This is a genomic window from Silanimonas algicola, from assembly GCF_054777375.1.
The window spans coordinates 656911-680535 of the sequence record NZ_BAAHAS010000001.1 but is presented as its reverse complement, the minus strand read 5'-3'; the positions used below and the strand labels follow the sequence as shown (position 1 = coordinate 680535).

The window sequence follows — 23625 nt, the reverse complement described above, 5'->3', positions numbered from 1 at the left end:
ATGCGGCTCGCTTCGGGCCCTGTGCTGCGCGAACTGCTCGTCCGCGAGTGGCGCGAGCGCTACCAGGGCAGCGTGTTGGGCGTCGCTTGGCTCGGCCTGCTGCCGCTCGCGCAGCTGGCCGTGCTGGCTTTCGTGTTCGGCACCCTGCTGCCGGCGCGTGCCTCGTCGGGTGCGCTGCCTTACCCCATGTTCCTCGCGCTCGGCTTGTTTCCGTGGCTGCTCTTCGCGAACGCCTTGAACCGCGGCGTGACGGCCTATCTCGACAACGCGGGGCTCATCGCCCGCGTGCCGCTGCCGCCATCGCTGTACGTCCATGCGCGTGTGCTCGGCAGCGTGATCGTGGATGGCGCTGGGCTGGTACTGGTGCTCGGGGTGCTGGTCGCCTTCGGCCTCCGGTTCGATGCCGCTGGCGCGCTGGCGGCGCTCGGCGGCGTGGCGGTGTTGGCACTGGCCGCGCTGGCGTTGGCCCGCATTGCCGCCCTGCTGCAGGTCTTTGTCCGCGACCTCGCGGCGCTGGTCGGGCAGCTCACGGGGCTTGGGTTCTTCCTCGCGCCGGTGCTCTACGAGCGAAGCCAGCTGCCGCCGGCCACCGCCGAGGCGCTGGGTTGGAACCCGCTGGTCGCGCCGCTGGAGGCCGTCCGCCACGGCTTGTCGGGCGAGGGCGCCCTGCCTTGGGTGGCGCTGGGAATCTCGGCCCTCGTGGCGTGTGCGCTCCTCGGCCTGTCGCTCGCGCTGCAGCGTCGCGCCGGCCGCCACATCGAGGATTTCCTGTGAGCGCCGGTGCATCGACCTCCGCGATGGCGTGCGGAACGCCCCTCGTCCGCGTCGAAGGCGTGTCGAAACGCTACCCCGTCGTCGGCGCGCGCGGCGACCGCTTGAGCGCGCTGGGGCGTCTGTTGCTCGGCCGAGCGCCACGGCAAGAGGTCGAGGTGCTGTCGGGCATCCACCTGGCGATCCGTCGTGGCGAATCGCTCGGCATCGTCGGCGAGAACGGCGCGGGCAAGTCGACCCTCTTGAAGCTGATCACCGGCACCTTGACGCCGAGCGCGGGCCGCGTGGTCACGGAAGCGCGGGTCGGTGCGTTGCTGGAGCTGGGCGCCGGCTTCCATCCGGAGTACAGCGGGCGCGACAACGTGCGCATGGCCGCGGCCATCCACGGGTTGTCAGGAGAGGCGCTGGCGGCCAAGCTGCCCGAAATCGAGGCGTTTGCCGAGATCGGCCGCTACTTCGACGAGCCGGTGAAGCACTACAGCAGCGGGATGGTGGTGCGGCTCGGCTTCGCGGTGATCGCGGCGACGCGGCCCGACCTGCTGATCACCGACGAGGTGCTGGCCGTGGGCGATGATCGCTTCCAGAAGAAGTGCATCCGCTGGATCGACGGTTATCTCGCCGGGGGCGGCACCCTGCTGCTGGTCTCGCACAGCACCTACCATGTCCAGAAACTCTGCCGGCACGCGATCTGGCTGAAGGACGGCCGCGTCGAGGCGCGAGGCGACGCCTTCGAGGTGACGCAGCGCTACCAGGCCTGGCTGGAGCAGCGGGAATCCGGCGATCGCGCGACGGCGGGCGATGGCGTCGCCGAGATGCGCGTGCTCCGGCTCGCGCTCAACGGCCTCGAGGCGGCCGTGGACATGGCGATGGGCGAGGACCTCCGGGTGGACGTCGACATCGCCAGCCGCGACGAACGACCGCCGCGGCTCAGCCTCGGCCTGCTGCGCGCGGACGGCACGCCGGTGTACGGCGTCGACAGTGCGATGGACGGCGTCGAGGCGGCGCCTTCGACCGCAGGGTTCGCCTTCCGCTTTGTCTACACCCGCCTTCCGTTGCTGCCCGGCGAGTACGTGGTTCGCGCCTTTCCGATGGACGCCGAGGGCTTGCGCCTCTTCCCGCCGATGGAGGCGCGTCTCCGCGTGCGCGGCGCATCGCGGGAGTTCGGCCTCGTTCGATTGCCGCATCGCTGGGAGACGCCATGAGCCGGAGCCCCGATCGACGCGCCGGAACGACCGCCGCCGCGCTCCCGACGGTCGTGGTGCCGGTGTTCAACGCGCTCGAGGCGCTCGACGCTTGCCTCGGCGCTCTGGACCGCACCCTGCCCGCAGGCGCCCGCGTGCACCTCGCCGACGACGCCTCGACCGATCCGCGCGTGCCGGCGCTGCTCGAGGATTGGCAGCGGCGTACGCGGCTTGACGTCGGGCTTGTCCGCCGGAGCGCGAACCTCGGCTTCCCCGGGAACTGCAACGCCGCCTTCGCCGAGACCGGCGATGCCGACCTCGTGTTGCTGAATGCCGATACGGAGCCAGCGGGCGACTGGCTGGCACGCCTCGCCGCCTGCGCGGCGAGCGATCCGCGCATCGCGACGGCGACCCCCTGGAGCAACAACGGCGAGATCGTGTCCTACCCCCGCTTCGTGTCGCCGAACGCGCGCCCCGACGACCCCGAGGCCCTGGCGCTCGCGGCCGCACGCCACGCGCCGTCCTACCCGGACCTGCCGACCGCCGTGGGGTTCTGCATGTTCATCCGCCGTGCCGCGCTCGACGCGATCGGTGGATTCGACGCGGAAACCTTCGGCAAAGGGTACGGCGAGGAGAACGACTGGTGCCTCCGCGCCGAGGCCCACGGCTGGCGCCACGTCCTTTGCGACGACGCTTATGTCGTGCACCTTGGGCATGCGTCGTTCGCCGCGACCGGACATGCCCCGGGCGGCGAGAACCTGCGGCGGCTCAACGCCCGTTGGCCAGGCTACAACGAGCGCATCGCCCGGTTCATCCTCGATGATCCCTTGCGTGCCGCGCGTGCCCGCCTCGACGACGGCCTCGCTATGCTGGCGGCCGGGAGCCCGCAGGGAGACCTGTTCCGATGAGAGCGACCCGATGAGCGACACCGCGACTCCGCTGGCCTTCACCGGCGAGCGCTACCACCCCGAGCTGCCCCGGGAGATGGCCTACGAGCACTGGCATCGCTACGCCTTTGCGATGGAGCTGGCGCGCGGACGGACCGTGCTCGACGCCGCGTGCGGCGAGGGCTACGGCGCCGCGCTGCTGGCCCGCACCGCCGCATCGGTCGTGGGCGTCGACCTCGCCGCCGAGGCCGTGGCCCATGCCAGCGCCCGTTACATCCATCCGCGGCTTTGCTTCCGCCAGGGCGACGTGCTGACCCTCGAAGGCATCGACGATGCGAGCGTCGACCTCGTGGTCAGTTTCGAGACGCTGGAGCATCTGGCCGACCATGACGCGCTGATGGCGAGCTTCGCGCGCGTGCTGAGGCCCGAGGGCCTGCTCGTGGTCTCCACCCCGGACCGGCACACCTACAGCGAGCTCACCGGTTACCGCAATCCGCACCATGTCCGCGAGCTGTATCGCGAGGAGTTCGAAGCCCTGATCGGGCGACACTTCGCCCGCCACCGCCTCTATGGCCAGCGCGTCGTCGCGCACTCGATGCTGTGGCGACTCGACGGTGGGACGGGTGCGACGACGAGCTACACCCAAGACGGCGACGACGTGTTCGGTGGCGTGCGCGCCTTGCCGATGTACCACGTGGCGGTCTGCGCCAAGCGCGGGGAATCCCTCGCCGGGCTTCCCGCGTTGTCCTGTTTCTCGGACGCGCAGCAAAGCGTCTATGCCCACTACCAGCAGGTGATCCGCGAGCTGATGGCGACCGACCGCTACGCCCATGCGCTGCGCGAGCGCCTGCGCGCGGCGGGCCTGCCCGACGGCCCTTGAGGCACGCGGTGACGGGGGCTCCTGTTTCCGCGGAAGGCGCCAAGGTCGCGGTCGTCGATGCCGTGGTGGTGACCTACCAGAGCGCGTCCACGATCGAGCGCTGCCTCGAGGCGTTGCTCGCCCAGCCCGGCGTGGCCCGCGTGTGCGTGGTCGACAACGGATCGAGCGACGACACGCTGGCCCGGGTCCGCCGGCTCGCGGTCGGCGATTCCCGCATCGAGGTGCGGGTGCAGCCCGAAAATCCGGGCTTCGCGGCGGGCTGCAACGCCGGTGTGGCCGGTAGCGTCGCGCCGTGGCTGCTGTTCGTGAATCCTGACCTCGAGCTGCCGGAGTCGTCGCTGGCGCGATTGCTGGGCCACGCCGTCGCGTCGCCGCGCCTTGGTGCGCTCGGTGCCGACCTGCGCGACGCCGACGGGCGGCGCGATCCCGCGGCCCGACGTCACGACCTGTCCCTGGCTCGGATGCTGGATGCCGCCGGCGCGCGCGCAGCGCTGGCGGTGACCGTGGCGCCTGGCGTGAGCCTGCAGCGCGTCGAGGCCTGCTCCGGTGCGCTGATGTTGGTGGGCCGGAACGCGTTCGACGCGGTGGGGGGGTGGGACGAGGGCTACCGCCTTCACGTGGAGGACCTCGATTTCTGCCGGCGTATCCGCGCCGCCGGATTCGACGTCGCGGTCGCCAACGACGTGCCCGTGCTGCACCATCGCGGCGTATCGAGCCGCGCCCGCCCGTTCTTCGTCGAGTGGCACAAGCACCGGGGGCTGTGGCGCTACTGGTGGCGGTTCGAGGCCCGCGGCGCCGCGGCGTTGCTTGCGCCCGTCGTGCTCATGGCCTTGGTCGCGCGATTGCTGCTCGTTGCGTGGCCCCGTGCGTTGCGGCAGCGCCGCCATTGAGGCGGAGCGCTTCACGCCGCGTCCGTATACTCGCGGCCCCATGACGCCCCCCGCCACCCGAGCCACGAGCCTGTTCGTCGCGCACATCGACGTCGTGCACGGCTGCCAGCTGCGCTGCGTCGGCTGCCCCAACTCGGTGCTGCAGCCGAAAGTGGTGCCGGTGGATCCGGCCTTCTTCGAGCGCATGCTCGGCAACATCGACGTCGAGCGCATCCATACGCTGCGCCTGTTCAACTTCGGCGAGCCCTTGCTGCACAAGCGGCTGTCCGAGCTGGTGGCGATGATTCCGCGCCAGCGCTGGACGGTGCAGGAGGTCGAGATCTCGACCAATGCGCAGAAGGTCCACTGGGAGGACTTCGAGCGGGTGCTGGCGGCCAACGTGGTGACCCGGCTCGTGGTCAGTGCCGACGGCGACGGCACCCCCGAGGATTACGAGAGCCTGCGGCCGCCCTCGAAGTGGGCGAAGCTCGTCGAGTTCCTCGAGCGCACCAAGGCGCTGCGCGATCGCCTGTGCCCCTCGATGCAGCTCGTGTGCAAGAGCGTCAGCGAGGTGCCGGAGCATCGCGAGCGCTGGCGCGAGGTGCTGGTCACGCGCGGTTGGACGCCGGAGTTCCGGCGCTGGATGTGGCTGCCGGGCGCCGAGCGCAACATGACCGGACGGTCGATCACGACGCCCGAGGGCCCCTGCTTCTTCATGGCGCACTGGAGCGAGTTCCAGTCCCGTGATTGGGACGGCCAGGTGACGCTGCTCTATGTCGATGCCGATGGGAGCATCGTCCCCTGCTGCATGCACCCCGGCGCCGCGGTGCTGGGCAACCTCGGCGCGATGAGCTTCAACGACATGCTCGCCGGCAAGGCGCGCGCGGACTTCATCGAGGCGATGCGCACCAACCGCCGCGCGATGCCGGTGTGCGGCGAGTGCGATGTCGGGCCGGCCGGCAACGAAGGGCCCTCGTTCTGGGCGTCGATCGACGCGTGAGCGCCAGGGGCAGCGCGGCCCTCGCGGGGGGTCAGCGGTGGCGGTTGATGAGGTCCCGCGTCTCCCGCGCGACCCGTGCGGCCGCGTCGGCGAAATCCGGACCGCTGCTCGCATAAAGAATCGCGCGCGAGCTGCTGATGATCAGCCCCGTGCGATCGGCGTTGAGGCCGTGCGCCAGCACCGCTTCGACGTCGCCGCCCTGCGCGCCGATGCCGGGAACGAGCAGCGGCACGTCGCCGCCGACGATGGCCCGCACCTCGCCGAGCTGTGCCGGCCAGGTGGCGCCGACGACCAGCGAGAGGTTGCCGTGGGGGTTCCAGACGCGCGCGGCCTTCTCGGCGACGCGCTGGTAGAGCGGTCGCGTCGTGCCGTCGGCCCCGGCGACCGGAAGGTCCTGCAGGTCGGCCGCCCCCGGGTTCGAGGTGCGGCACAGCACGACCACGCCCTTGTCGGCGCGCTCGAGGTAGGGCGCCAGCGAATCGCTGCCGAGGTAGGGGTTGGCGGTGACGGCGTCGGCGCGGAAGCGGTCGAAGGCCTCGCGGGCGTAGTTCAGCGCGGTGCTGCCGATGTCGCCCCGCTTGGCGTCGAGGATCACCGGGATGCCCGGGTGCGCGGCGTGGATGTGGGCGATGAGCCGTTCCAGCGCGCCCTCGGCCCCCTGCGCCGCGAAGTGCGCGATCTGCGGCTTGAAGGCGCAGGCGAACCCGGCCGTCGCGTCGACGATGGCTTTGCCGAACGCGAACACGCGGTCCGGGTCGTCCACGAGGCCCGCGGGCCACCGCCCCGGCTCCGGGTCGATGCCGACGCAGAGCAGGGTGTCGGCACTGGACCAGCGGGCGGCGAGGGCTGCGTGGAAGCTCACGGTCGCGCCGCCGATTACTTGAGCGCCTTGAAGCGGATGCGCTTCGGCGCGGCGCCGTCGGCACCGAGGCGGCGCTTCTTGTCTTCCTCGTACTCGCGGTAGTTGCCCATGAAGAACTCGACGTGCGAGTCGCCTTCGAAGGCGATGATGTGCGTGGCGATGCGGTCGAGGAACCAGCGGTCGTGCGAGATGACCATCGCGCAGCCCGGGAACTCCAGCACCGCGTCTTCCAGCGCACGCAGCGTTTCGATGTCGAGGTCGTTGGACGGTTCGTCGAGCAGCAGCACGTTGCCGCCCTGCAGCAGGGTCTTGGCGAGGTGCAGGCGGCCGCGTTCACCGCCCGAGAGCGAGCCGACCATCTTCTGCTGGTCCTGGCCCTTGAAGTTGAAGCGGCCGATGTAGGCGCGCGACTGGATCTCGACGCCGTTGATGTTGAGGATGTCGGCGCCGCCCGAGATCTCCTGGAAGACGTTGTGGTTGCCCTCGAGCTTGTCGCGGCTCTGGTCGACGTAGGCCAGCTTCACCGTCGAGCCCATGACGATCTCGCCCTTGTCCGGCTTTTCCTGCCCCGTGATCATGCGGAACAGGGTCGACTTGCCGGCGCCGTTGGGGCCGATGATGCCGACGATCGCGCCGTTCGGGATGATGAAGGAGAGGTCGTCGATCAGCACGCGGTCGCCGTAGCTCTTCGAGACGTTTTTGAACTCGATGACGTTCTGCCCGAGGCGCTCGCCCGGCGGGATGAAGATCTCGTTGGTCTCGTTGCGGCGCTGGTAGTCGACCGACTGCAGTTCCTCGAGCTTGGCGAGGCGCGCCTTGCCCTTGGTGCGGCCGCCCTTGGCGTTCTGCCGCGACCACTCGAGTTCCTTCTGGATGGCCTTCTGGCGGGCCTTCTCCTGGTTCTCTTCCTGCTTCAGCCGCTCGTCCTTCTGCTCGAGCCACTGCGTGTAGTTGCCCTTCCACGGGATGCCACGGCCGCGGTCGAGTTCGAGGATCCACTCGGCGGCGTTGTCGAGGAAGTAGCGGTCGTGGGTCACGGCCACCACGGTGCCCGGGTAGCGGGCGAGGAACTGCTCCAGCCACTCGACCGATTCGGCGTCGAGGTGGTTGGTCGGTTCGTCGAGCAGCAGCATGTCGGGCTTCTGCAGGAGCAGGCGGCACAGGGCCACGCGGCGCTTCTCGCCACCCGAGAGCTTGCCGACGATGGCGTCCCACGGCGGCAGGCGCAGGGCGTCGGCCGCGACTTCCAACTGCTGTTCGACCTGGTGCGCGTCACCGGCGGCGAGGATGGCTTCGAGCCGCGCCTGTTCGGCGGCGAGCTTGTCGAAATCCGCATCCGGTTCGGCGTAGGCCGCGTACACGGCATCGAGCTGCGCCTGGGCGTTGAAGATCTCGCCGAGGCCTTCCTCGACCGCCTGGCGCACGGTGTGCTCGGGGTTGAGGCGCGGTTCCTGCTCGAGGTAGCCGACCTTGATGCCGGGCTGCGGGCGCGCCTCGCCGACGAAATCGGTGTCGACGCCGGCCATGATGCGCAGCACCGTGGACTTGCCGGCGCCGTTCAGGCCGAGCAGGCCGATCTTGGCGCCCGGGAAGAAGGACAGCGAGATGTCCTTGATGATCTGGCGCTTCGGCGGAACGGTCTTGGACACACCGTTCATCGTGTAGATGTACTGCATCGCTCACTCCATTCAGACGCGCCCGGCCGCGGCGGCGCCGGCGGCGGGTGGGGGCATTCGGGGACGCGTGAAGTATACCGGAGGGCCGCCGCGCCCCGTCCCGGGGGCGCGATGGGCCCGCGGCACGCCCCCTTCGCCATCCGTGCCTGAATGCCGGCGACCGTTCAGCTGGCTGGCAAGAATCGATTCAGCCGGCGCCGCGGATGCTCGGGCTGCAACCCCTCGACGTCCCACACACGGAGGCCCCGCATGACCCTCGCCATCTTCCCCCGCCTGGCTGCCGCGCTCCTGATGGGGGCCGCCATGCTCGCTGCGTCCCCGGCCGATGCCGGTCGACGCGATCGCGACGACCACCGTTACGACCGTCGCTACGAGCACCGTGACTGGAACGACCGCGACTACCGCCAGGGCTACCGGGACGGGCGTCGTGACGACCGGCGCTGGGATCGCCATGCCGATCGGCGTTGGGAGCGCCACGACGACCGCCGCGACTGGCGCCGCGACCATCGGGGCCGTGTCGTTTACCGGGAGGTCGTTCGCGTCCCCGCCTATGGCTACGGCTACGGCCCGCCGCCGCGCCACTACGGTCCGCCGCGCTGGGCCCGTGGCCATCGCATCCATGACTACGGCTGGGCGCCGACCTACGTGGTCGTCGACTACAACCGATACGGCCTGCGCCATCCGCCGCGCGGCTACCACTGGCGCCGCGATGATCGCGGCGACTGGCTGCTCGTGGCCATCGCCAGCGGGATCATCGCCGACGTGATCCTCGGGAACTGACCGGCCGGCGGCTGCCCCACGCTGCCTGAATTCGCCCGCCCGCCGCCCGCCGGCGGGTCGCGGATCGCCCCTCCGCCCCGCGACCCTGCACCCTCCTGTGACTCCCGGAGGTGCCCCATGCGTCTTGGACGGAAACTGTTGGCCATCGGCGGCCTGATCCTGCTGTTGCTGATCCCGATCGCGCTGCTCCATGGCCTCGTCGATGAGCGCCAACAGCGCGCGGCCGGGGTGGTCGCCGACATCGCGCAGGCCAGCGCGAATGCACAACGGATCACCGCGCCGCTGCTTCGACTGGAGATCGAGCGCGTGGTGCGGCGGATGGAGCGCGTCGGCAACGACGAGCGGGTCCCGCTGCAGGCGGTCGACCGTACCGAGGTCGAAACCCTGCTGGTGGCGGCGGACGCGGTCGACGTCACGGCCACGCTCGGTACCGAGACCCGCCAACGGGGGCTGTTCGAGGCCCGCATCTTCCAGCAGAAGGCACAGATCAGCGCGCGGTTCCGCGTGCCGACGCCGGTCGAGGTGCCCGGTCAGCAATCGGTGCGCCTGCGCGATGCCCGTTGGGTGCTGGGACTCGGGGACAATCGCGGCATCACGGCACTGGGCGTCCGCGCGCAGGGGCGGGCCCTGCAGCCGGAACCCGGCACCGGCGTCGCCTGGCTCCCGGAGGGCGTCCAAGCGGTGTTGCCCGGTGGCCTGGTCGGTGGCGAAGTCATCGAAACGGCAGCGGCCCTTGACCTCACCGGCACCAGCCAGCTCGCCTGGCTGCCCGTGGCCGAGGACTTCCGCTGGCAGCTCGCCGGCGATTGGCCGCACCCGCGTTTCGCCGGCTTCGCCCTGCCGATCGAGCGCGAGGTCCGGGCCGACGGCTTCCGTGCCGAATGGCGCCTGTCCTCGCTGGCCAGCCAGGCGCCGCAGCGCCTCGCCGCTTGCGGCCCCGAAGCCCTGTGCCCCGGCCTCGAGGCGACGGCCGTGAGCCTCGAACTGCTCGACCCGGTCGACCGCTACCTGATGACCGACCGCGCGATGAAGTACGCCCTGCTGTTCCTCGGGCTGGTGTTCGGCGCGGTGTTCCTGCTGGAAGTGCTGCGCGGCGCGGCCGTGCACCCGCTGCATTACCTGCTGGTCGGGCTCGCCCTGGCCCTGTTCTTCCTGCTGCTGCTCGCTCTGGCCGAGCACGTGGGCTTCGGGCTCGCCTACGCCCTGGCCGCCGGGGCCTGCATCGCCTTGATCGGCTACTACCTGAGCGGGGTCCTGGGCGGCGCGAGGCGCGGGCTCGGTCTTGCGGCGTTGCTTGGCGCGCTCTACGGCGCGCTCTATGGCCTCTTGCAGTCCGAGGACCACGCCCTGCTGCTCGGCGCCGTCCTGCTGTTCGGCACGCTGGCGGCCACGATGGTGCTGACACGGCGCATCGACTGGGCAAGGCTGGGCGCCGCGCCGCCGCCGGTGCCGTGAAGGCCGCCCCCGGCCTGCATTCGAATGCAGGCCGGGGCGGGGAGGGGGAGGGGAGCGGCTACAATGCGGGCTCCCCTTCGCCCGAGGCCCGCCCGATGTTCCCGAGCAGCATGCGCATTGCCGATTACGACGCCGAACTCGCCCAGGCCATGGCGGCCGAGCGGCAGCGCCAGGAAGACCACGTCGAACTGATCGCCTCGGAGAACTACGCCAGCCCGCGCGTGATGGAAGCCCAGGGCTCGGTGCTGACCAACAAGTACGCCGAGGGCTACCCGGGCAAGCGCTACTACGGCGGCTGCGAGTACGTCGACGTCGCCGAGAAACTGGCCATCGAGCGCTGCAAGGCGCTGTTCGGCGCCGACTACGCCAACGTGCAGCCGCACTCGGGCTCGCAGGCCAACCAGGGCGTGTTCATGGCCCTGCTGCAGCCGGGTGACACCATCCTTGGCATGTCGCTGGCCCACGGCGGCCACCTGACCCACGGCGCCAAGGTCAACGCCTCGGGCAAGCTCTACAACGCCGTGCAGTACGGCGTGAACGAGCAGGGCCTCATCGACATGGACGAGGTCGAGCGCCTCGCCGTCGAGCACCAGCCGAAGATGATCATCGCCGGCTTCTCGGCCTACTCGCAGGTGCTCGATTGGGCGCGCTTCCGCGCGATCGCCGACAAGGTCGGCGCGGTCCTGTTCGTCGACATGGCGCACATCGCCGGCCTCGTGGCCGCGGGCGTCTACCCGAACCCGCTGCCGCACGCGCACGTGGTCACCAGCACCACGCACAAGACCCTGCGCGGCCCGCGCGGCGGCATCATCGTGATGAGCAAGGTCGGCGCCGGCGACAAGGCCGAGGAGCTCGAGAAGAAGCTGCAGAGCATCGTCTTCCCGGGCATCCAGGGCGGCCCGCTGATGCACGTCATCGCCGCGAAGGCCGTGGCCTTCAAGGAAGCGCTGGAGCCGGAGTTCAAGGCCTACCAGCAGCAGGTGGTGAAGAATGCGCAGGCCATGGCGAAGACCCTCGTCGCCCGCGGCTACAAGATCGTTTCCGGCGGCACGCAGAACCACCTGATGCTGATCGACCTGATCGGTCGCGAGGTCTCGGGCAAGGACGCGGAAGCCGCGCTGGGCGCCGCGCACATCACCGTGAACAAGAACTCGGTCCCGAACGACCCGCGTTCGCCCTTCGTCACCTCAGGCCTGCGCATCGGCACCCCGGCCGTGACCACCCGCGGCTACATGGAATCCGACTGCGTGGAGCTCGCGGGCTGGATCGCCGACGTGCTCGACGCCCCGGCCGACACCGCCGTGCTGGAGCGCGTGCGCGCCGCGGTGACGGCGCAGTGCCGCAAGTTCCCGGTGTACGGCTGAGCGCCTGACGCATGCATTGCCCCTTCTGCCCGCACGAGGACACGCGCGTGATCGACTCGCGCGTGGCGGAGGACGGCAGCAGCATCCGGCGCCGGCGCGAATGCCCGGCTTGTGGCGAACGTTTCTCCACGGTGGAGCAGGTGGAGTGGCGACTGCCCTCCGTGGTGAAGAGCGACGGCCGCCGCGAAGCCTTCGACGAGCGCAAGCTGCGTGCCAGCTTCGAGAAGGCTTTGCAGAAGAGGCCGGTGCCTGCCGATGACGTCGATGCCGCCGTGCTCGCGGTGGTGAACGAACTGCGCAAGAGCGGCGAGCGCGAGCTTCCCACGCGTCGTGTCGGCGAGTTCGTGATGGCGCAGCTGAAGCTGCTCGACCAGGTCGCCTACGTGCGTTTCGCCTCGGTCTACCGCAGCTTCGAGGACGTGCAGGATTTCCGCGAGGAGATCGAGAAGCTGCAGCGCGACCTGCCCGCCGCGCAGACCCTCGACCTGCCGCTCGAGGACACGGTGCCGAAGCCGGCGAAGTCGAAGAAGGGATGAGCGCCGGCGCGCGCTGGCACATCGTGCCGGCGTCGGCGGCGATCCAACATTTGCCGACCCTGGCGGCTTGGCACCACGCCGAGTGGGGTGCGCTCTACGCGGGCTGGTCGGAAGACGACGCGTTCGCCGAACTGCAGGCCCACGCTGCGTGCGAGGTCGTGCTGCCGTCGACGTGGGTGGCCTTGGGCGAGGACGGGGCGCCGCTGGGGTCGGTGAGCCTGCTCGTCGAGGATGCGCCGGACCTTGCAGCCCTCGGGGGGCCGTGGTTGGCCAGCCTCTACGTCGGCCCGGTGTTTCGCGGTCGCGGTCTCGGCGAAGCGCTCGTGCACCATGCGGTGCGTCGCGCGTTCGCGGCCGGAATCCCGCGTCTGCGCCTGTTTACCCCGCACCATCGCGCGTTCTACGAACGCCTTGGCTGGTCCTTCGAGGCGGGCGCCCGCGTCGGCGGTCAAGCCGTCGATGTCCTCACCCGCGTGCCGTAGGCTTCCCGCATGCCGTTCTCCGAACTCGACCGCCGCCACATGTCCGAGGCCCTGCGCCTCGCCGCCGAGCACGCCTTCACGACCAAACCGAACCCGATGGTGGGCTGCGTCATCGCGCAGGGTGGCGAAGTGGTCGGGCGCGGTGCGCACCAGCGCGCCGGAGGGCCGCACGCCGAGGTGTTTGCACTGCGCGAAGCCGGTGCGCGTGCCGTCGGTGCGACGGCCTATGTGACGCTCGAGCCTTGCGCGCACTTCGGCCGCACGCCGCCCTGCGCCGATGCGCTGGTGGCCGCCGGCGTGACGCGCGTGGTGGCGGCGATCCGCGACCCCTTCCATGCCGTCGCCGGCCGCGGCTTCACCGCGCTGCAAGCCGCGGGCATCGCCGTCGAGCACGGCCTGCTCGCGGAGGAGGCCGAGTGGATGAACCGTGGCTTCCTGATGCGCGCGCGCGAAGGCCGCCCGTGGGTGCGCGTCAAGCTGGCCATGAGCCTCGACGGCCGAACGGCGATGGCCAATGGTGAATCCAAGTGGATCACCGGCGAGGCGGCACGCGCCGACGTGCAGTCGTTCCGCGCCCGAGCGTCGGCGATCCTCACCGGCTTGGGCACGGTGCTCGCCGATGACCCGCGGCTCACGGCCCGCGTGCCCGGCGGCGTGGCGGTGGTGCCGCCGATGCGCGTGGTGCTCGACCACCACGGTGCGCTGCCGCGCGCCTGCCACCTGCTGGACGGCGAGGCTTCGACCCTGGTGGCGCACGCCGACGACATCGTTCCCGACTACGGCCCGACGGTCGAGGGGTTCGCCGTGCCCAGGCGTGGCCGGCACCTCGACCTGCTCGCGGTCCTCGCGCAGCTGGCCACCCGGCAGGTGAACGAAGTGCAGGTGGAGGGCGGCGCCACGCTGGCCGGCGCCTTCCTGCGCGCCGGTCTCGTCGATGAACTCCTGCTCTACGTCGCCCCCGTGTTGCTGGGTGAGCGTGCCCGGCCGTTGTTCGGCGGTCTCGGTATCGAGCGCATGGATGAACGCCTCGGGCTCGAGCGCACCGACGTCCACTCCTTCGATGACGGCGACCTGCGGCTGACCTACCGTCCGAAGCGCTGACCATGCCTGCGCGCTTGCACTTCTTCCGCGAGCGGGCGCTGGTGCTGACGCGGACGGCGGACTCCGGCTGGCACGCGCACCGGGCCCTGCAGGCGATGGTGGCCGTGGGCAAGGGCTTTTGCGTCGAGCGCGAGGGGCGGGGTCAGGCCTCCTGCCATTTCGCGGCTTTCGCACCGATGGAGCGCCACCGGATCCGCGGTGGCGATACGCCGATCGCCTACCTGTTCTTCGACGCCGGCCCACGCGCCTGGCAGGCGTGGCGCGAGGGGGGCGGCGAGCCCCGGGCGCCGGAGGCGCCGCTGCGCGAGGCCCTTGCCGGGCTGCTGGAGACCGGGCGCGATGCGGACGCCGGCGCCGCCGGAGGGATGGAAGCCCTGGCGGCGCGCTGGTGCGCCGAATGCTGGCCGGGCCTCGCGGTGCAGGCCCCCGCCGACGCACGGTTGAAGCGCGCCCTCGATGCCCTCGATGCGGATCCGCTCGCGCCGTGGACGCACCGCGCGCTCGCCGAACGTGCGCACCTGTCCCCAAGCCGATTCCAGGTCCTGTTCCGCGAAGCCACCGGCCTGCCGGTGCGCAACTACCTGCTATGGCGGCGACTGCTCGAAGCCACGGCCCGTTTGCAGGGTGGCGAGCCCGTCACGTCGGTCGCCCATGCCACCGGCTTCGCCGATGCGGCGCATCTGTCGCGGAGTTTCCGCCGCATCATCGGGGCCGCGCCGTCCTCGCTGCGGCCCGGCCGGTAGAGGCGCCCGGCCGCGCGATGGTGCCGAGGGCGACGCAAGGGGCGAACCGTTCAGTGCGCTGGTTCATGCCCGCCGGACGCCCGGCGCCTAGCCTGCCGGGCAACTTCGCCGACCGGCCACGACGCCCATGACCACGACTGCCGCCGATCTTCCGCCCTCGCCTGAACGCCGCCGCATCGACCTGCTGGTCGGCCAGTACGCGGAGTCGCATCGCCACCCGACCAATGTCGCCGTGCATTGGGTCTGCGTGCCGATCATCGTCTGGTGCACGCTGGCGCTGATGTTCGTCGTGCACCCGTGGCTCTGCTACGCGTTCGTCGCGGCCTCGCTCGTGTACTACCTGCGCCTGTCCGTGCCCATGGCGGTGGTGATGGCGGGCTTCACGGCCGCGTCGGTGGCGTCGTTCTTCGTCCTGCCGCACGTGGGCTGGGTCGCGCTGGCGGCCTTCGTGGTCACCTGGATCGCGCAGTTCATCGGCCACAAGATCGAAGGCAAGAAGCCCAGCTTCCTCGAAGACCTGCAGTTCCTGCTGGTCGGGCCGCTGTTCCTGCTGGTGAAGGCCTTCCGCAAGGCCGGCCTGCCCTACTGAGCCGCCCGCGGCGCGGTTCGCCAGCCGCCGCGCAACGCCGCGTTGCCACCACGGCGACGCCCGGCCCGGGGGCGCTCCCTATAATCGCGGGCTCTCCGCTCGGGACCCCGCGATGTTCACCGGACTGATCCAGGCCGTCGGCCGCCTCGTCGACCGCACGCCCCTCGGGGGCGACGTGCGCCTGCGCTTCACCGTCGGCGCCATGCCCTTCGACGACGTGCAGCTGGGCGAGTCGATCGCCTGCAACGGCGTCTGCCTGACGGTCGTCGCCTTCGGCACCGCGCACTTCGATGCCGATGTCTCGACGGAAACCCTCGTCCTGACGACGCTCGGCGCGTTGCCCGTGGGCGCGGCCGTGAACCTGGAGCGCGCGCTGCGCGTCGGCGACCGCCTCGGTGGCCACCTCGTGAGCGGGCATGTGGATGGCGTTGGTGCGGTCGAAGCGGTGCACGACGACGCCCGCGGCCAGCGCTGGCGCTTCAGCGCGCCGAAAGCCCTGCTGCGCTTCATCGCCACCAAGGGCTCGATCGCCGTCGATGGCACCTCGCTCACCGTCAACGCGGTGGATGAGGCGGGCTTCGAGGTGATGCTGGTGCCGCACACGCTGGCCCACACTGGCTTCGGTGTGATGCCGGTGGGCAGCCCGGTGAATCTCGAGGTCGACACCGTGGCGCGCTATGTCGCCCGTCTCGCCGAGACCGAGGGCTGGGCCTGACGGGCCTTCCCTCTGGCCGATCGGACGCGCCGATGGTCCGTTCGGCCGCATGACGCTCCGCCCGCAATCGAATCGCAACAGCGCACCAATCGTCCTGCGTCTTTGGCGCCGCACGCTCGTCTCTGGGCTTCCGGCGAAGTCCGGCCATGAGGGCCGAACGTCGGATGACCACGGTGCCGGCCCGCCGTCCGGCAGCGAAAGCAACGGAGAAGTCGATGAAAGCAAATCGTTTGTTTGGCCCGTTGGTCTTGGCCGCCCTTTCCAGCACCTTTCTGGCCGTTGCTTCGGGCGCCTCGGCCCAAGCGGGCTCCACTCCGGCCGATCCGGTCGCCCAGGTCGAGGAGAGAAAGGCCAACTTCAAGACGCTTGGGCGGGCGATGAATACCCTCGATACCTTCGTCAAGGGCGAGGGTGGCACGGCCGAGGACGCCCGAGCGGCGGCGGCCACCCTTGCAGAGACGGGGCGCCGCATCGGTGGCTGGTGGCCTGAAGGAACGGCCGTCGGCGTGGGCGATAGCGAAGCCAAACCCGAAATCTGGACCAACAAGGCGGAGTTCCTCGCCCTCCAGAAGCGCTTTGAGGCGACACTCCCCGGTCTGGTGCAGGCCGCCGCCACGGGCGATCGGGCCCGCATCGGCGCGGCCCTCAACGCCGTGGGCCGCGAGTGCGGAGCCTGCCACGACAGTTACAAGCTGGACTGATCCCCATGACCGCCCCGGCTGATTCCGAACGGTCCCTTCGCGTTTGGGACCTCCCGGTCCGGGTCGTCCATTGGGGGCTGGTCGTTTGTCTCGCCGGCTCCTGGTGGACGGCGGAGAACGAGGATTGGGAGCGCCACATGCTGTTCGGCTATGGCGCGTTGGGTCTGGTGCTCTTTCGGGTCGCGTGGGGCTTCGTCGGAAGCGAGACCGCGCGGTTTCGACACTTCGTCCGCGGTCCGGCCGCCGTGCTTGAACACCTTCGTGAGCTCGCCCGCCCGGGACCGCTTCCGGCCCATCCGGGGCACAACCCCGCCGGCGCACTGGCCGTGATCCTGCTGCTGCTCCTGGTGGGTGTGCAGACGTTGTCCGGGCTGTTTCTCTCCGGCGGCGATCTCTTCGTGGTCGAAGCCCCGCTGAGCGGCTGGGTCGGCGGGCGCATGACCCGCTGGCTGGGGGACGTGCACGAATGGGGGTTCACCTTGTTGCAGGCGGTGGTCGCCTTGCACATCGTGGCCGCGCTGGGCTACGCCGTGCTCAAGCGCCGCAACCTCATCGTGCCGATGCTGACGGGGCGCGATGCCGATCTGCAGGGACCCGCGCCTTTCATGGCGCCTTTGTCGCGCGCCATCGTCCTCGGGGCCCTCGTCGCCGCGGGCGTCTGGGCGCTGGTCCGCTTCGCCTGATGCCTTCGAGCAAGGCCGGCGGTGTTTCGCGACACCGCTGGCCCATCCTCATCGGGCTGTTCAGAAACGGCCGTTGAACGAGAGCAGCACGCGCGTGTTGCGATTCAGCGTCCGCGATGCCGAGCCCGCGACCACGCCGTCCGCCCGGCTTCCGGCATAGAAGACGCGTTCCCGGCCGATGTCGTAACTGTTGGCGTTGTCGACTTCGAACCGGAACTTCCCGCGTGCCACCGCATACTCCGCGAACAGACCCAGCGAGGGGGTTTCCCCGAAGCGCAGGGTCTGGCCATAGAAGTAGCGCGTCTGGCTCGACGACCAGTCCAGGGTCGCCCCCCAGGCGAAGGGCGAGTCGAGGACGTCATGGCGCAGCGCGAGGGCGTGCTGCTGCTCCGGGGCCCAGGACGGTCCGAATTTCGGCTGCAAGCGCCGTTCCAGGCCGGTGACCGGGTCGGTGACGCGGCTGTGCCGGTACGTCCCGGCATACGTGAGCGTGACCTCCCCGGAATCGCCGAGCGGGAGCATTTTCTCCAGAGGCAGGCTCAAGTCCAGCGAAACCCCCCATTCGCGGCCGCGGCCGATGTTCCCCGGGCCGTCGACCACCGACACGATCGCGCCCGTGCCGTCGCGGATCGTGATCGGAACCAAATCCTGCGTATCGTCGATGTGGGTGATCCACCCGCGGACCTGGCCACTGCCCCTGCCCAGCCACGCGCGACGCAGCGTGGCCGTCAAGGTCGAGGTCCGTTCCGGCACCAGCTCGGCATTCCCGGCATCGACCAGGGCGCCCAGGCCGAGATCGACGGACGTCGCGTAGTCGTTGAAATCAAGCTGCGCCGCCCGTCGTTCGAAGCGAAGATCGAGGGTCGTGACAGGGTCGAGTGTCCACGTCGACACGAGGCGGGGCTTCCAGAACAGGAACTGTCGGCTCGCCGTGGCATCGCCGCGGACGCGAAGCGTCGATCGCTCGGCGATCATCGCGGCCTCGATCTTCCATGTCGGACGGATCGACCACACGTCGGAGATGAAGGGCTCAATACGGAGTTCGCTGACATCGACGTTCGACGCGGGCAGCGGGGGAAGGCCCGCGATCGCGCTGGTGAAGCGGCCGCGAAGTTGGTTGCGGGCCGCCTCGACGCCGAACTGGATCGAATGGCGGTCGCCGGCGGCGACGGTGTTGCCTATCCGCAGGATGGCTTCATCCTCGCGGTTGTCGTTGCGTGAGCTCTGCGACAGTGCGGACAGGCCCGGTCCAGACCGCGAAAGATCGTTGCGGGACAGGATGTCGTACCTGCTGTACAACCCCACCAGCTTGGTGGTGATCGATGGCATGGGGCTGAACTCAAGGTCCGCGCCCAGCTCGAAACCGTCGCGGTTCGTCGGCGATCCGCTTTCAAGCACTTCCCGACCCTGCAAGGCCCCCTGCGGGTTGAAGACGTCGCTGATCCGGACGGTCGTGTACGAATCACGATCGAGCCTTGCATTGACCCCCCAACGCGCCGATCCCACGGCGCCGCGGACGGTGCCGGTCACGGCGGTTTGCCGGCTGTCGCTGTCGATGCCGATGCCCAGGATGCGATCGGCCCGGCGTGCGGCGTCGTAGTTCGTTTCGGCCCCGGACAACTGGTACAGGTCGTTCCGGTAATCCAGGCCGAGCTCGTACTGCGTTCCTCCCCGCTCGAAGGACAGCGAAGACTGGCCGAACGGCCGGGCGACGCCGTCCTCGTCGACGCCGAGGCCCAGCGTGTAGGTGCCGTTGGCCCCGGTGCTCGCTCTTCGGACGACATTCACGATGCGGCTTTGGCCTTGCGCTTCCTGGTTGACGCCGGCGCGCTCGATCAGCTCGATCCTCGTGACGCGATCCGCGGGGATGCGGGCGAGGAGCGTGCGGATGTCGTCGGACTTGGTGGACGGCCTTTCGCCATCGATCAGGACGTTGCCGGCATTGGTGCCGAATCCGCGTTCCATGCCGCCCTCGTCGATCGTGAACCCGGGCACGCGCTCGACCATCTGCAGCGCATTGACCGGCGCGGACGAAGCGAAGAACTCTGGCGCGTAGGTCCGCGTCCCTGCCTCGGCTTCTGGAGCCTCCTCGGCCTGCACACGCGCTGGCGAGCTGATGGCAAGGGCAATGGAAAGTGCGAGTAGGTTGAGTGCGCGGTGGCGATCCGGTGACGCGGGCATGTCGACAATCTCGTGCAGGGTTGGTGCATGCACGATGGTTTCGAAGCCTTTCGGGAGAATGCGCTCTCGATTGCGGGACCGTTGCGCGCGGGCCGCGTTGCCTTCTCGTTCAGTTGATCGTCTTCGGTATGGTGAGCACTGCTCGTGCGCCACCACCAGGAGAGCTCTCCAGCACGAGCGAGCCTTGGTGCGCCCGTGCGATCGCCTGCACGATGGCAAGGCCAAGGCCCGTGCGTTTGCTGCGCTCTCGGGTCGCGGAGTCACCGGTGACGAACGGCTCCTTGAGCGCCTCGGGATCGCTGACCGGCCAGCCGCGACCGTCATCGGCGACGATGATCCGGCATTGATCGCCGACGTCGTCCACCGTGATGGTCACCCGGGTGGCGCCAGCGTGCTGGATCGCGTTCTCGACCAGGTTGGAGATCGCCCGTTCCAGGCGGGCGGGATCGGCGTCGGCGATCACCCGCCCGCTGCTCTGTCGCGTCAGGTCCACGCGGTGTTCCTCCGCCATCGGCTCGAGGCAGTGGATCACCGCATCGACGACGTCGTCGACCGAGGTCGGGGCGCGCTCAAGCGAGAACCCGATGCCCTGGCTGTCGCAGAGCATGCTCAGGTCGCTGGCGAGGCGCTCGATCTGCAAGACCTGGCCGAGCAGGCTGTCGAAAAACGCCCCGTCCGCGACGAACACCTTGTCCTTCGCGCCCATCAATCGGGCGCGGATCACCGCCAAGGGCGTGCGCAGTTCGTGCGCGATGCCGTTCGACCGCAAGCGGAGGTCGCGATCCGCGGCGGCCAGTGATTCGGTCATCAGCGCGAAGTCGCCGATCAGGTCGCCGACCTCGCGCGGGCCGGAACGCGGCGGCAGCAGCGCGGCGTCGCGCGATCCACCGGCGATCGCCCTGGCGGCCCGCGACAGTCCGATGATCGGCGCGGCGATGCCACCCGCCAACTTGAACGCCAAGGCTCCGCCGATCAACGCGGTGGCGACGATCACGGTGGTCAGGGCCACGTGGTAATTGAGGTTCCAGCGCTCGATGCCATGTTGGCTCTCGAAGGAACGGACGATGCCGGAGCAACTCCCGTAGGCCTCGGTGAGCTTGCGCAACGTCTCCTGCTCCTGCGCCGGCAGCGATGCCATGAAGAGGTAATCGCGCAGCCAGTACAGCACGTCGGGGACGAAGGCGGCGATCAGGGCCGCCGCCACGCTGATCGCGATCGCGAGGCAGGCGATTTGCATCCGCAAGGAATTCATCATTCGATGTCCAGCCTGTAGCCTTCGCCGCGGATGGCGACGATCCTCACCGATTCGACAATGGCGATCTTCGCGCGCAATCGACTGAGGTGGGCGTCGACGCCCCGGTCGGCCGCCACTTCGCTCAGCACGGCATCGCCCAATTCTGCCCGAGTGAACATCCGGCCCGGGCGACGTGCCATGGTCGTGAGGAGTCGGAACTCCGTCGGGGTCAGGTTGATCAGCTTGTCGTTGGCGAACGCACGCCGGCTTTCGACTTCGATGCGCAGCCCCCCGTGGACGATAGGCGGGGTCGATGCAAGTTGCTTGGCGCCCTCCTGCCGACGCAGCACGGCGGCGGCGCGTGCGACGACCTCGAGGGGATTGAAGGGCTTGACGATGTAATCGTCCGCGCCGAGTCGAAATCCGGAAAGACGGTCGACGTCGTCGCCCAACGCGCTGATCAGGATGACGGGAATGTTGGCATCGTCCTCCCGCACCGACACCAGTACCGAAAGGCCGTCCTTGTTGGGCATCCGGATGTCGAGGAGGATCACGTCCGGCCGCCATCGATGGACCTCTTCGCTGGCGATCCGGCCGTCCGGCGCGATCCTGACGAGGGCGCCCTCCCTCGCCAAGTAGGCGCGAAGAACGTCCGCCAAGGCGGGTTCGTCCTCGGCGATGAGAATCTTGCGGCCTTCCAGCAGGTTCTTCACGGACTTTCCGGACGACGTTGGGTGCAAGCTTTGCTCAGGGGGCCCCAGCGGTAAACGCCACGGGCGTGGTGATGCTATCGCTAGAGCCGACCAGCGTCTGCCAGAGTGGCAGAGCCGGGAGGGAAAACGGTGATGCTCGGCGCATCCACGCCAGAGGACGCCGCGTTGAACGAGAGCATGGCTTTCACTGAGTATCGCTGTCGCGCTTGATGCTGGCGTCCACGCCGCCGAACCACGCCATGCCGGAGTCTCCATAGATCGACGCACCGACGAGCAAGGTGTTCGTTTCGGGCGGCACCTTCAGCTCGATGCTGTGGCGACGAAAGCGCTTGTCGGCCGGCAGGTCAAGCTCGTATGAGTTCGCATACCCAATGCTCCCGCCTTCCTTGTCAAACGCGCGGGCCCAAACGCCGACAGCGGCGGTGGCCGTGTCGCGTGCTAGCCAACCTTCAATGACCACCGTCGCGTCCTTGGCCCTATCGCCATCCAATCTCTGGACGATGCCGGCATAGGGTGCGCCCTTTTCGAACGTGACACGGAGTGAGTTCAAGCCATCCCGTGTCACGGTGGGGTCGGATGCGACCTCGACGGCCGTTCCGTCCAGACGCCATCCACGCGGTGCGCCTGAATCATCGATCGCTTGCAGCGTTGGATTCGCGACGAGGGATGTCGAGGCCGTTTGCGCCGCCACGAGAATGGAGGGGTGCGCGCCGAGCGTCGCGACCATCATGAGAACGAGCATGCGCAGCAAGGTGGATCTCCTGGTGAGGTCCGGCGTGAAGAGCGAGTGCAGGCCGCGACGTCTGGGCCTGAGTCGGGGCGAGCGGCCGCGGTGGCCATCCGGGGTGGAGCTTGCTTGCGAAGCGTCCCGTGAGGATTGAGGCGGTGTTGCGATTCGATTGCGGGGCGTGGATCGCGGGTGCGGTGATGGCTCGGCCTGAGGGTAGAATTCCCGCCCCGACCCGCGGCGCCTTCCCGGGTATCCCCAGAGAACGGCGTTGGTTCGCCTGACTCGCCCGACGTAAGCGGAGAGGTCCACGATGGCTGGTGTTGGTTCTTCCACGGAGCCGAATTGCTTCGCGACGATCCCGGAGATCCTCGAGGACATCCGCGCCGGGAAGATGGTGGTCATCGTCGACGACGAAGACCGCGAGAACGAAGGCGACCTGATCATGGCCGCCGAACTGGTGCGGCCCTCCGACATCAACTTCATGGTCACGCACGCGCGCGGCCTGGTGTGCCTGTCGCTGACGCGCGAACGCTGCCGCCAGCTCGGCCTCGGGCCGATGGTCGTCAGCAACACCTCGCCGCACCACACCAACTTCACGGTGAGCATCGAGGCCGCCGAGGGCGTCACCACCGGCATCAGCGCCTACGATCGCGCGCACACCATCCGCACCGCGGTGCGGCCCGATGCCGCGCCCGAAGACCTCTCGCAGCCGGGGCACATCTTCCCGCTGATGGCCCAGCCCGGGGGCGTGCTCACGCGCACCGGCCACACCGAGGCGGCCAGCGACCTCGCGATGCTGGCCGGGCTCGAACCTGCCGGCGTGCTGGTCGAGATCCTCAATCCCGACGGTTCGATGGCGCGCCGCCCGGAGCTGGAGGTCTTCGCCCGCGAGCACGGCCTGAAGATCGGATCGATCGAGGACCTGATCCGCTACAGGCTCGCCACCGAGCACACCGTGGAGCGCGTCGACGAGCGCGCCATCGACACCGCCCACGGCCCGTTCCGCCTGCTCACCTACCGCGACCGCGTCTCGCGCGAGCTGCACTTCGCCCTGGTCCGCGGCACGCCCTCGGGCGAGCGCCCGGCCCTGGTGCGCGTGCACGTGAAGAACCCGCTGGCCGACGTGCTGCAGTGGCGACGCCCGGATTTCGGCGGCTCGGCCGCCGAGGCCATGGCCCGGATCGCGGCCGAGGGGGAGGGCGTGCTGGTGGTGCTGGCTGACGCCGTCACCCCCGATGCCCTGCTGGCGCGCGTGACCGAGCAGCCCGAAGCCGGCAGCGGCAAGGTGCAGGAATGGCGCCGGAACGGCGCCGGCTCGCAGATCCTGGCGGACCTGGGCCTGCGGCACCTGCGCGTGCTGGGGACACCGCGCAAGCAGATCGGCCTCGGTGGCTACGGCCTCGACGTGGTCGAGTACCTGCCCCTGCGCTGAACCGGCCCCGCTCCAGCCGGGGCCCGGCGAGGCCCGACGGGCCGACCCGGGGCCCGGAGG

General features: G+C 69.8%; 24 protein-coding genes. 18 read left to right on the top strand and 6 right to left on the bottom strand.

Annotated features, from left to right (window positions below; translation table 11 throughout):
• Genes ACYVAK_RS03230 through ACYVAK_RS03205 form a run of 6 tightly spaced genes read left to right on the top strand, consistent with a single transcriptional unit; the run spans position 1 to position 5588 of the window.
• On the top strand, positions 1-774 hold the full coding sequence (locus tag ACYVAK_RS03230) for an ABC transporter permease (RefSeq protein WP_461057914.1): 774 nt from the start codon (positions 1-3) through the stop codon (positions 772-774).
• Positions 775-833: 59 nt separating this feature from the next.
• Positions 834-1973: an ABC transporter ATP-binding protein gene (locus ACYVAK_RS03225; RefSeq protein WP_461057912.1), complete on the top strand. Its 1140-nt coding sequence runs from the start codon at positions 834-836 to the stop codon at positions 1971-1973.
• Entirely contained in the window at positions 1970-2860 is an 891-nt protein-coding gene (locus tag ACYVAK_RS03220; RefSeq protein WP_461057910.1) for a glycosyltransferase family 2 protein, read from the top strand. Before ACYVAK_RS03225 ends, ACYVAK_RS03220 begins: the two co-directional genes overlap by 4 nt.
• A gap of 10 nt (positions 2861-2870) precedes the next feature.
• On the top strand, positions 2871-3719 hold the full coding sequence (locus ACYVAK_RS03215) for a class I SAM-dependent methyltransferase (protein WP_461057908.1): 849 nt from the start codon (positions 2871-2873) through the stop codon (positions 3717-3719).
• An 8-nt stretch (positions 3720-3727) separates the two neighbouring features.
• The gene (locus ACYVAK_RS03210) at positions 3728-4609 is read left to right on the top strand and encodes a glycosyltransferase family 2 protein (RefSeq protein WP_461057906.1); all 882 of its coding nucleotides are present in this window, start codon (positions 3728-3730) and stop codon (positions 4607-4609) included.
• A gap of 40 nt (positions 4610-4649) precedes the next feature.
• Positions 4650-5588 carry a radical SAM/SPASM domain-containing protein gene (locus ACYVAK_RS03205; protein ID WP_461057904.1) on the top strand — a complete coding sequence of 313 codons (939 nt, stop codon included), beginning with the start codon at positions 4650-4652 and terminating at the stop codon, positions 5586-5588.
• 31 nt (positions 5589-5619) lie between these two features.
• Here ACYVAK_RS03205 and pyrF read toward each other — a convergent pair whose 3' ends face one another.
• Positions 5620-6450, bottom strand: coding sequence for an orotidine-5'-phosphate decarboxylase (gene pyrF, locus ACYVAK_RS03200; protein ID WP_461057902.1), 831 nt, complete (start codon positions 6448-6450; stop codon positions 5620-5622).
• 14 nt (positions 6451-6464) lie between these two features.
• A complete protein-coding gene (gene ettA, locus ACYVAK_RS03195; RefSeq protein ID WP_461057900.1) occupies positions 6465-8126 on the bottom strand; it encodes an energy-dependent translational throttle protein EttA in 1662 nt (553 codons plus the stop codon).
• 249 nt (positions 8127-8375) lie between these two features.
• On the opposite strand from ettA, the gene ACYVAK_RS03190 reads away from it, so the two are divergent.
• The 11 genes from ACYVAK_RS03190 to ACYVAK_RS03140 all read left to right on the top strand — a co-directional run bounded on the left by ACYVAK_RS03190 (position 8376) and on the right by ACYVAK_RS03140 (position 17275).
• Positions 8376-8906: an RcnB family protein gene (locus tag ACYVAK_RS03190; RefSeq protein WP_461057898.1), complete on the top strand. Its 531-nt coding sequence runs from the start codon at positions 8376-8378 to the stop codon at positions 8904-8906.
• Between the two features lie 117 nt (positions 8907-9023).
• Positions 9024-10361, top strand: a complete 1338-nt coding sequence (creD, locus tag ACYVAK_RS03185; RefSeq protein WP_461057896.1) for a cell envelope integrity protein CreD — start codon at positions 9024-9026, stop codon at positions 10359-10361.
• A gap of 95 nt (positions 10362-10456) precedes the next feature.
• A complete protein-coding gene (gene glyA / locus ACYVAK_RS03180) occupies positions 10457-11725 on the top strand; it encodes a serine hydroxymethyltransferase (RefSeq protein WP_461057894.1) in 1269 nt (422 codons plus the stop codon).
• 11 nt (positions 11726-11736) lie between these two features.
• The gene (nrdR, locus tag ACYVAK_RS03175; protein WP_461057892.1) at positions 11737-12261 is read left to right on the top strand and encodes a transcriptional regulator NrdR; all 525 of its coding nucleotides are present in this window, start codon (positions 11737-11739) and stop codon (positions 12259-12261) included.
• Entirely contained in the window at positions 12258-12743 is a 486-nt protein-coding gene (locus ACYVAK_RS03170; protein WP_461057889.1) for a GNAT family N-acetyltransferase, read from the top strand. The genes nrdR and ACYVAK_RS03170 overlap by 4 nt, the downstream gene beginning before the upstream one ends.
• A gap of 9 nt (positions 12744-12752) precedes the next feature.
• A complete protein-coding gene (gene ribD, locus ACYVAK_RS03165) occupies positions 12753-13844 on the top strand; it encodes a bifunctional diaminohydroxyphosphoribosylaminopyrimidine deaminase/5-amino-6-(5-phosphoribosylamino)uracil reductase RibD (RefSeq protein WP_461057887.1) in 1092 nt (363 codons plus the stop codon).
• Between the two features lie 2 nt (positions 13845-13846).
• Positions 13847-14587, top strand: a complete 741-nt coding sequence (locus ACYVAK_RS03160; RefSeq protein ID WP_461057885.1) for a helix-turn-helix transcriptional regulator — start codon at positions 13847-13849, stop codon at positions 14585-14587.
• Positions 14588-14714: 127 nt separating this feature from the next.
• The gene (locus ACYVAK_RS03155; RefSeq protein ID WP_461057883.1) at positions 14715-15176 is read left to right on the top strand and encodes an Mpo1 family 2-hydroxy fatty acid dioxygenase; all 462 of its coding nucleotides are present in this window, start codon (positions 14715-14717) and stop codon (positions 15174-15176) included.
• Positions 15177-15288: 112 nt separating this feature from the next.
• The gene (locus tag ACYVAK_RS03150) at positions 15289-15891 is read left to right on the top strand and encodes a riboflavin synthase (protein WP_298337781.1); all 603 of its coding nucleotides are present in this window, start codon (positions 15289-15291) and stop codon (positions 15889-15891) included.
• 164 nt (positions 15892-16055) lie between these two features.
• Positions 16056-16592: a c-type cytochrome gene (locus ACYVAK_RS03145; RefSeq protein WP_461057880.1), complete on the top strand. Its 537-nt coding sequence runs from the start codon at positions 16056-16058 to the stop codon at positions 16590-16592.
• Between the two features lie 5 nt (positions 16593-16597).
• Positions 16598-17275: a cytochrome b/b6 domain-containing protein gene (locus ACYVAK_RS03140; RefSeq protein ID WP_461057878.1), complete on the top strand. Its 678-nt coding sequence runs from the start codon at positions 16598-16600 to the stop codon at positions 17273-17275.
• A gap of 60 nt (positions 17276-17335) precedes the next feature.
• Here the strand turns inward: ACYVAK_RS03140 and ACYVAK_RS03135 are convergent, their stop codons facing one another.
• From ACYVAK_RS03135 to ACYVAK_RS03120, 4 genes are read right to left on the bottom strand one after another with little or no spacing between them, the layout of a single operon-like run.
• Complete coding sequence (locus ACYVAK_RS03135) at positions 17336-19612, bottom strand: TonB-dependent receptor plug domain-containing protein (protein WP_461057876.1); 2277 nt, start codon at positions 19610-19612, stop codon at positions 17336-17338.
• Positions 19566-20711 carry a sensor histidine kinase gene (locus ACYVAK_RS03130; RefSeq protein ID WP_461057874.1) on the bottom strand — a complete coding sequence of 382 codons (1146 nt, stop codon included), beginning with the start codon at positions 20709-20711 and terminating at the stop codon, positions 19566-19568. Before ACYVAK_RS03130 ends, ACYVAK_RS03135 begins: the two co-directional genes overlap by 47 nt.
• Complete coding sequence (locus ACYVAK_RS03125; RefSeq protein ID WP_461057872.1) at positions 20708-21658, bottom strand: response regulator transcription factor; 951 nt, start codon at positions 21656-21658, stop codon at positions 20708-20710. The genes ACYVAK_RS03130 and ACYVAK_RS03125 overlap by 4 nt, the downstream gene beginning before the upstream one ends.
• The gene (locus ACYVAK_RS03120) at positions 21588-22154 is read right to left on the bottom strand and encodes a hypothetical protein (RefSeq protein WP_298337760.1); all 567 of its coding nucleotides are present in this window, start codon (positions 22152-22154) and stop codon (positions 21588-21590) included. The genes ACYVAK_RS03125 and ACYVAK_RS03120 overlap by 71 nt, the downstream gene beginning before the upstream one ends.
• A 289-nt stretch (positions 22155-22443) precedes the next feature.
• On the opposite strand from ACYVAK_RS03120, the gene ribB reads away from it, so the two are divergent.
• Entirely contained in the window at positions 22444-23565 is a 1122-nt protein-coding gene (gene ribB / locus ACYVAK_RS03115) for a 3,4-dihydroxy-2-butanone-4-phosphate synthase (RefSeq protein ID WP_461057870.1), read from the top strand.
• Positions 23566-23625: the final 60 nt, after the last annotated feature.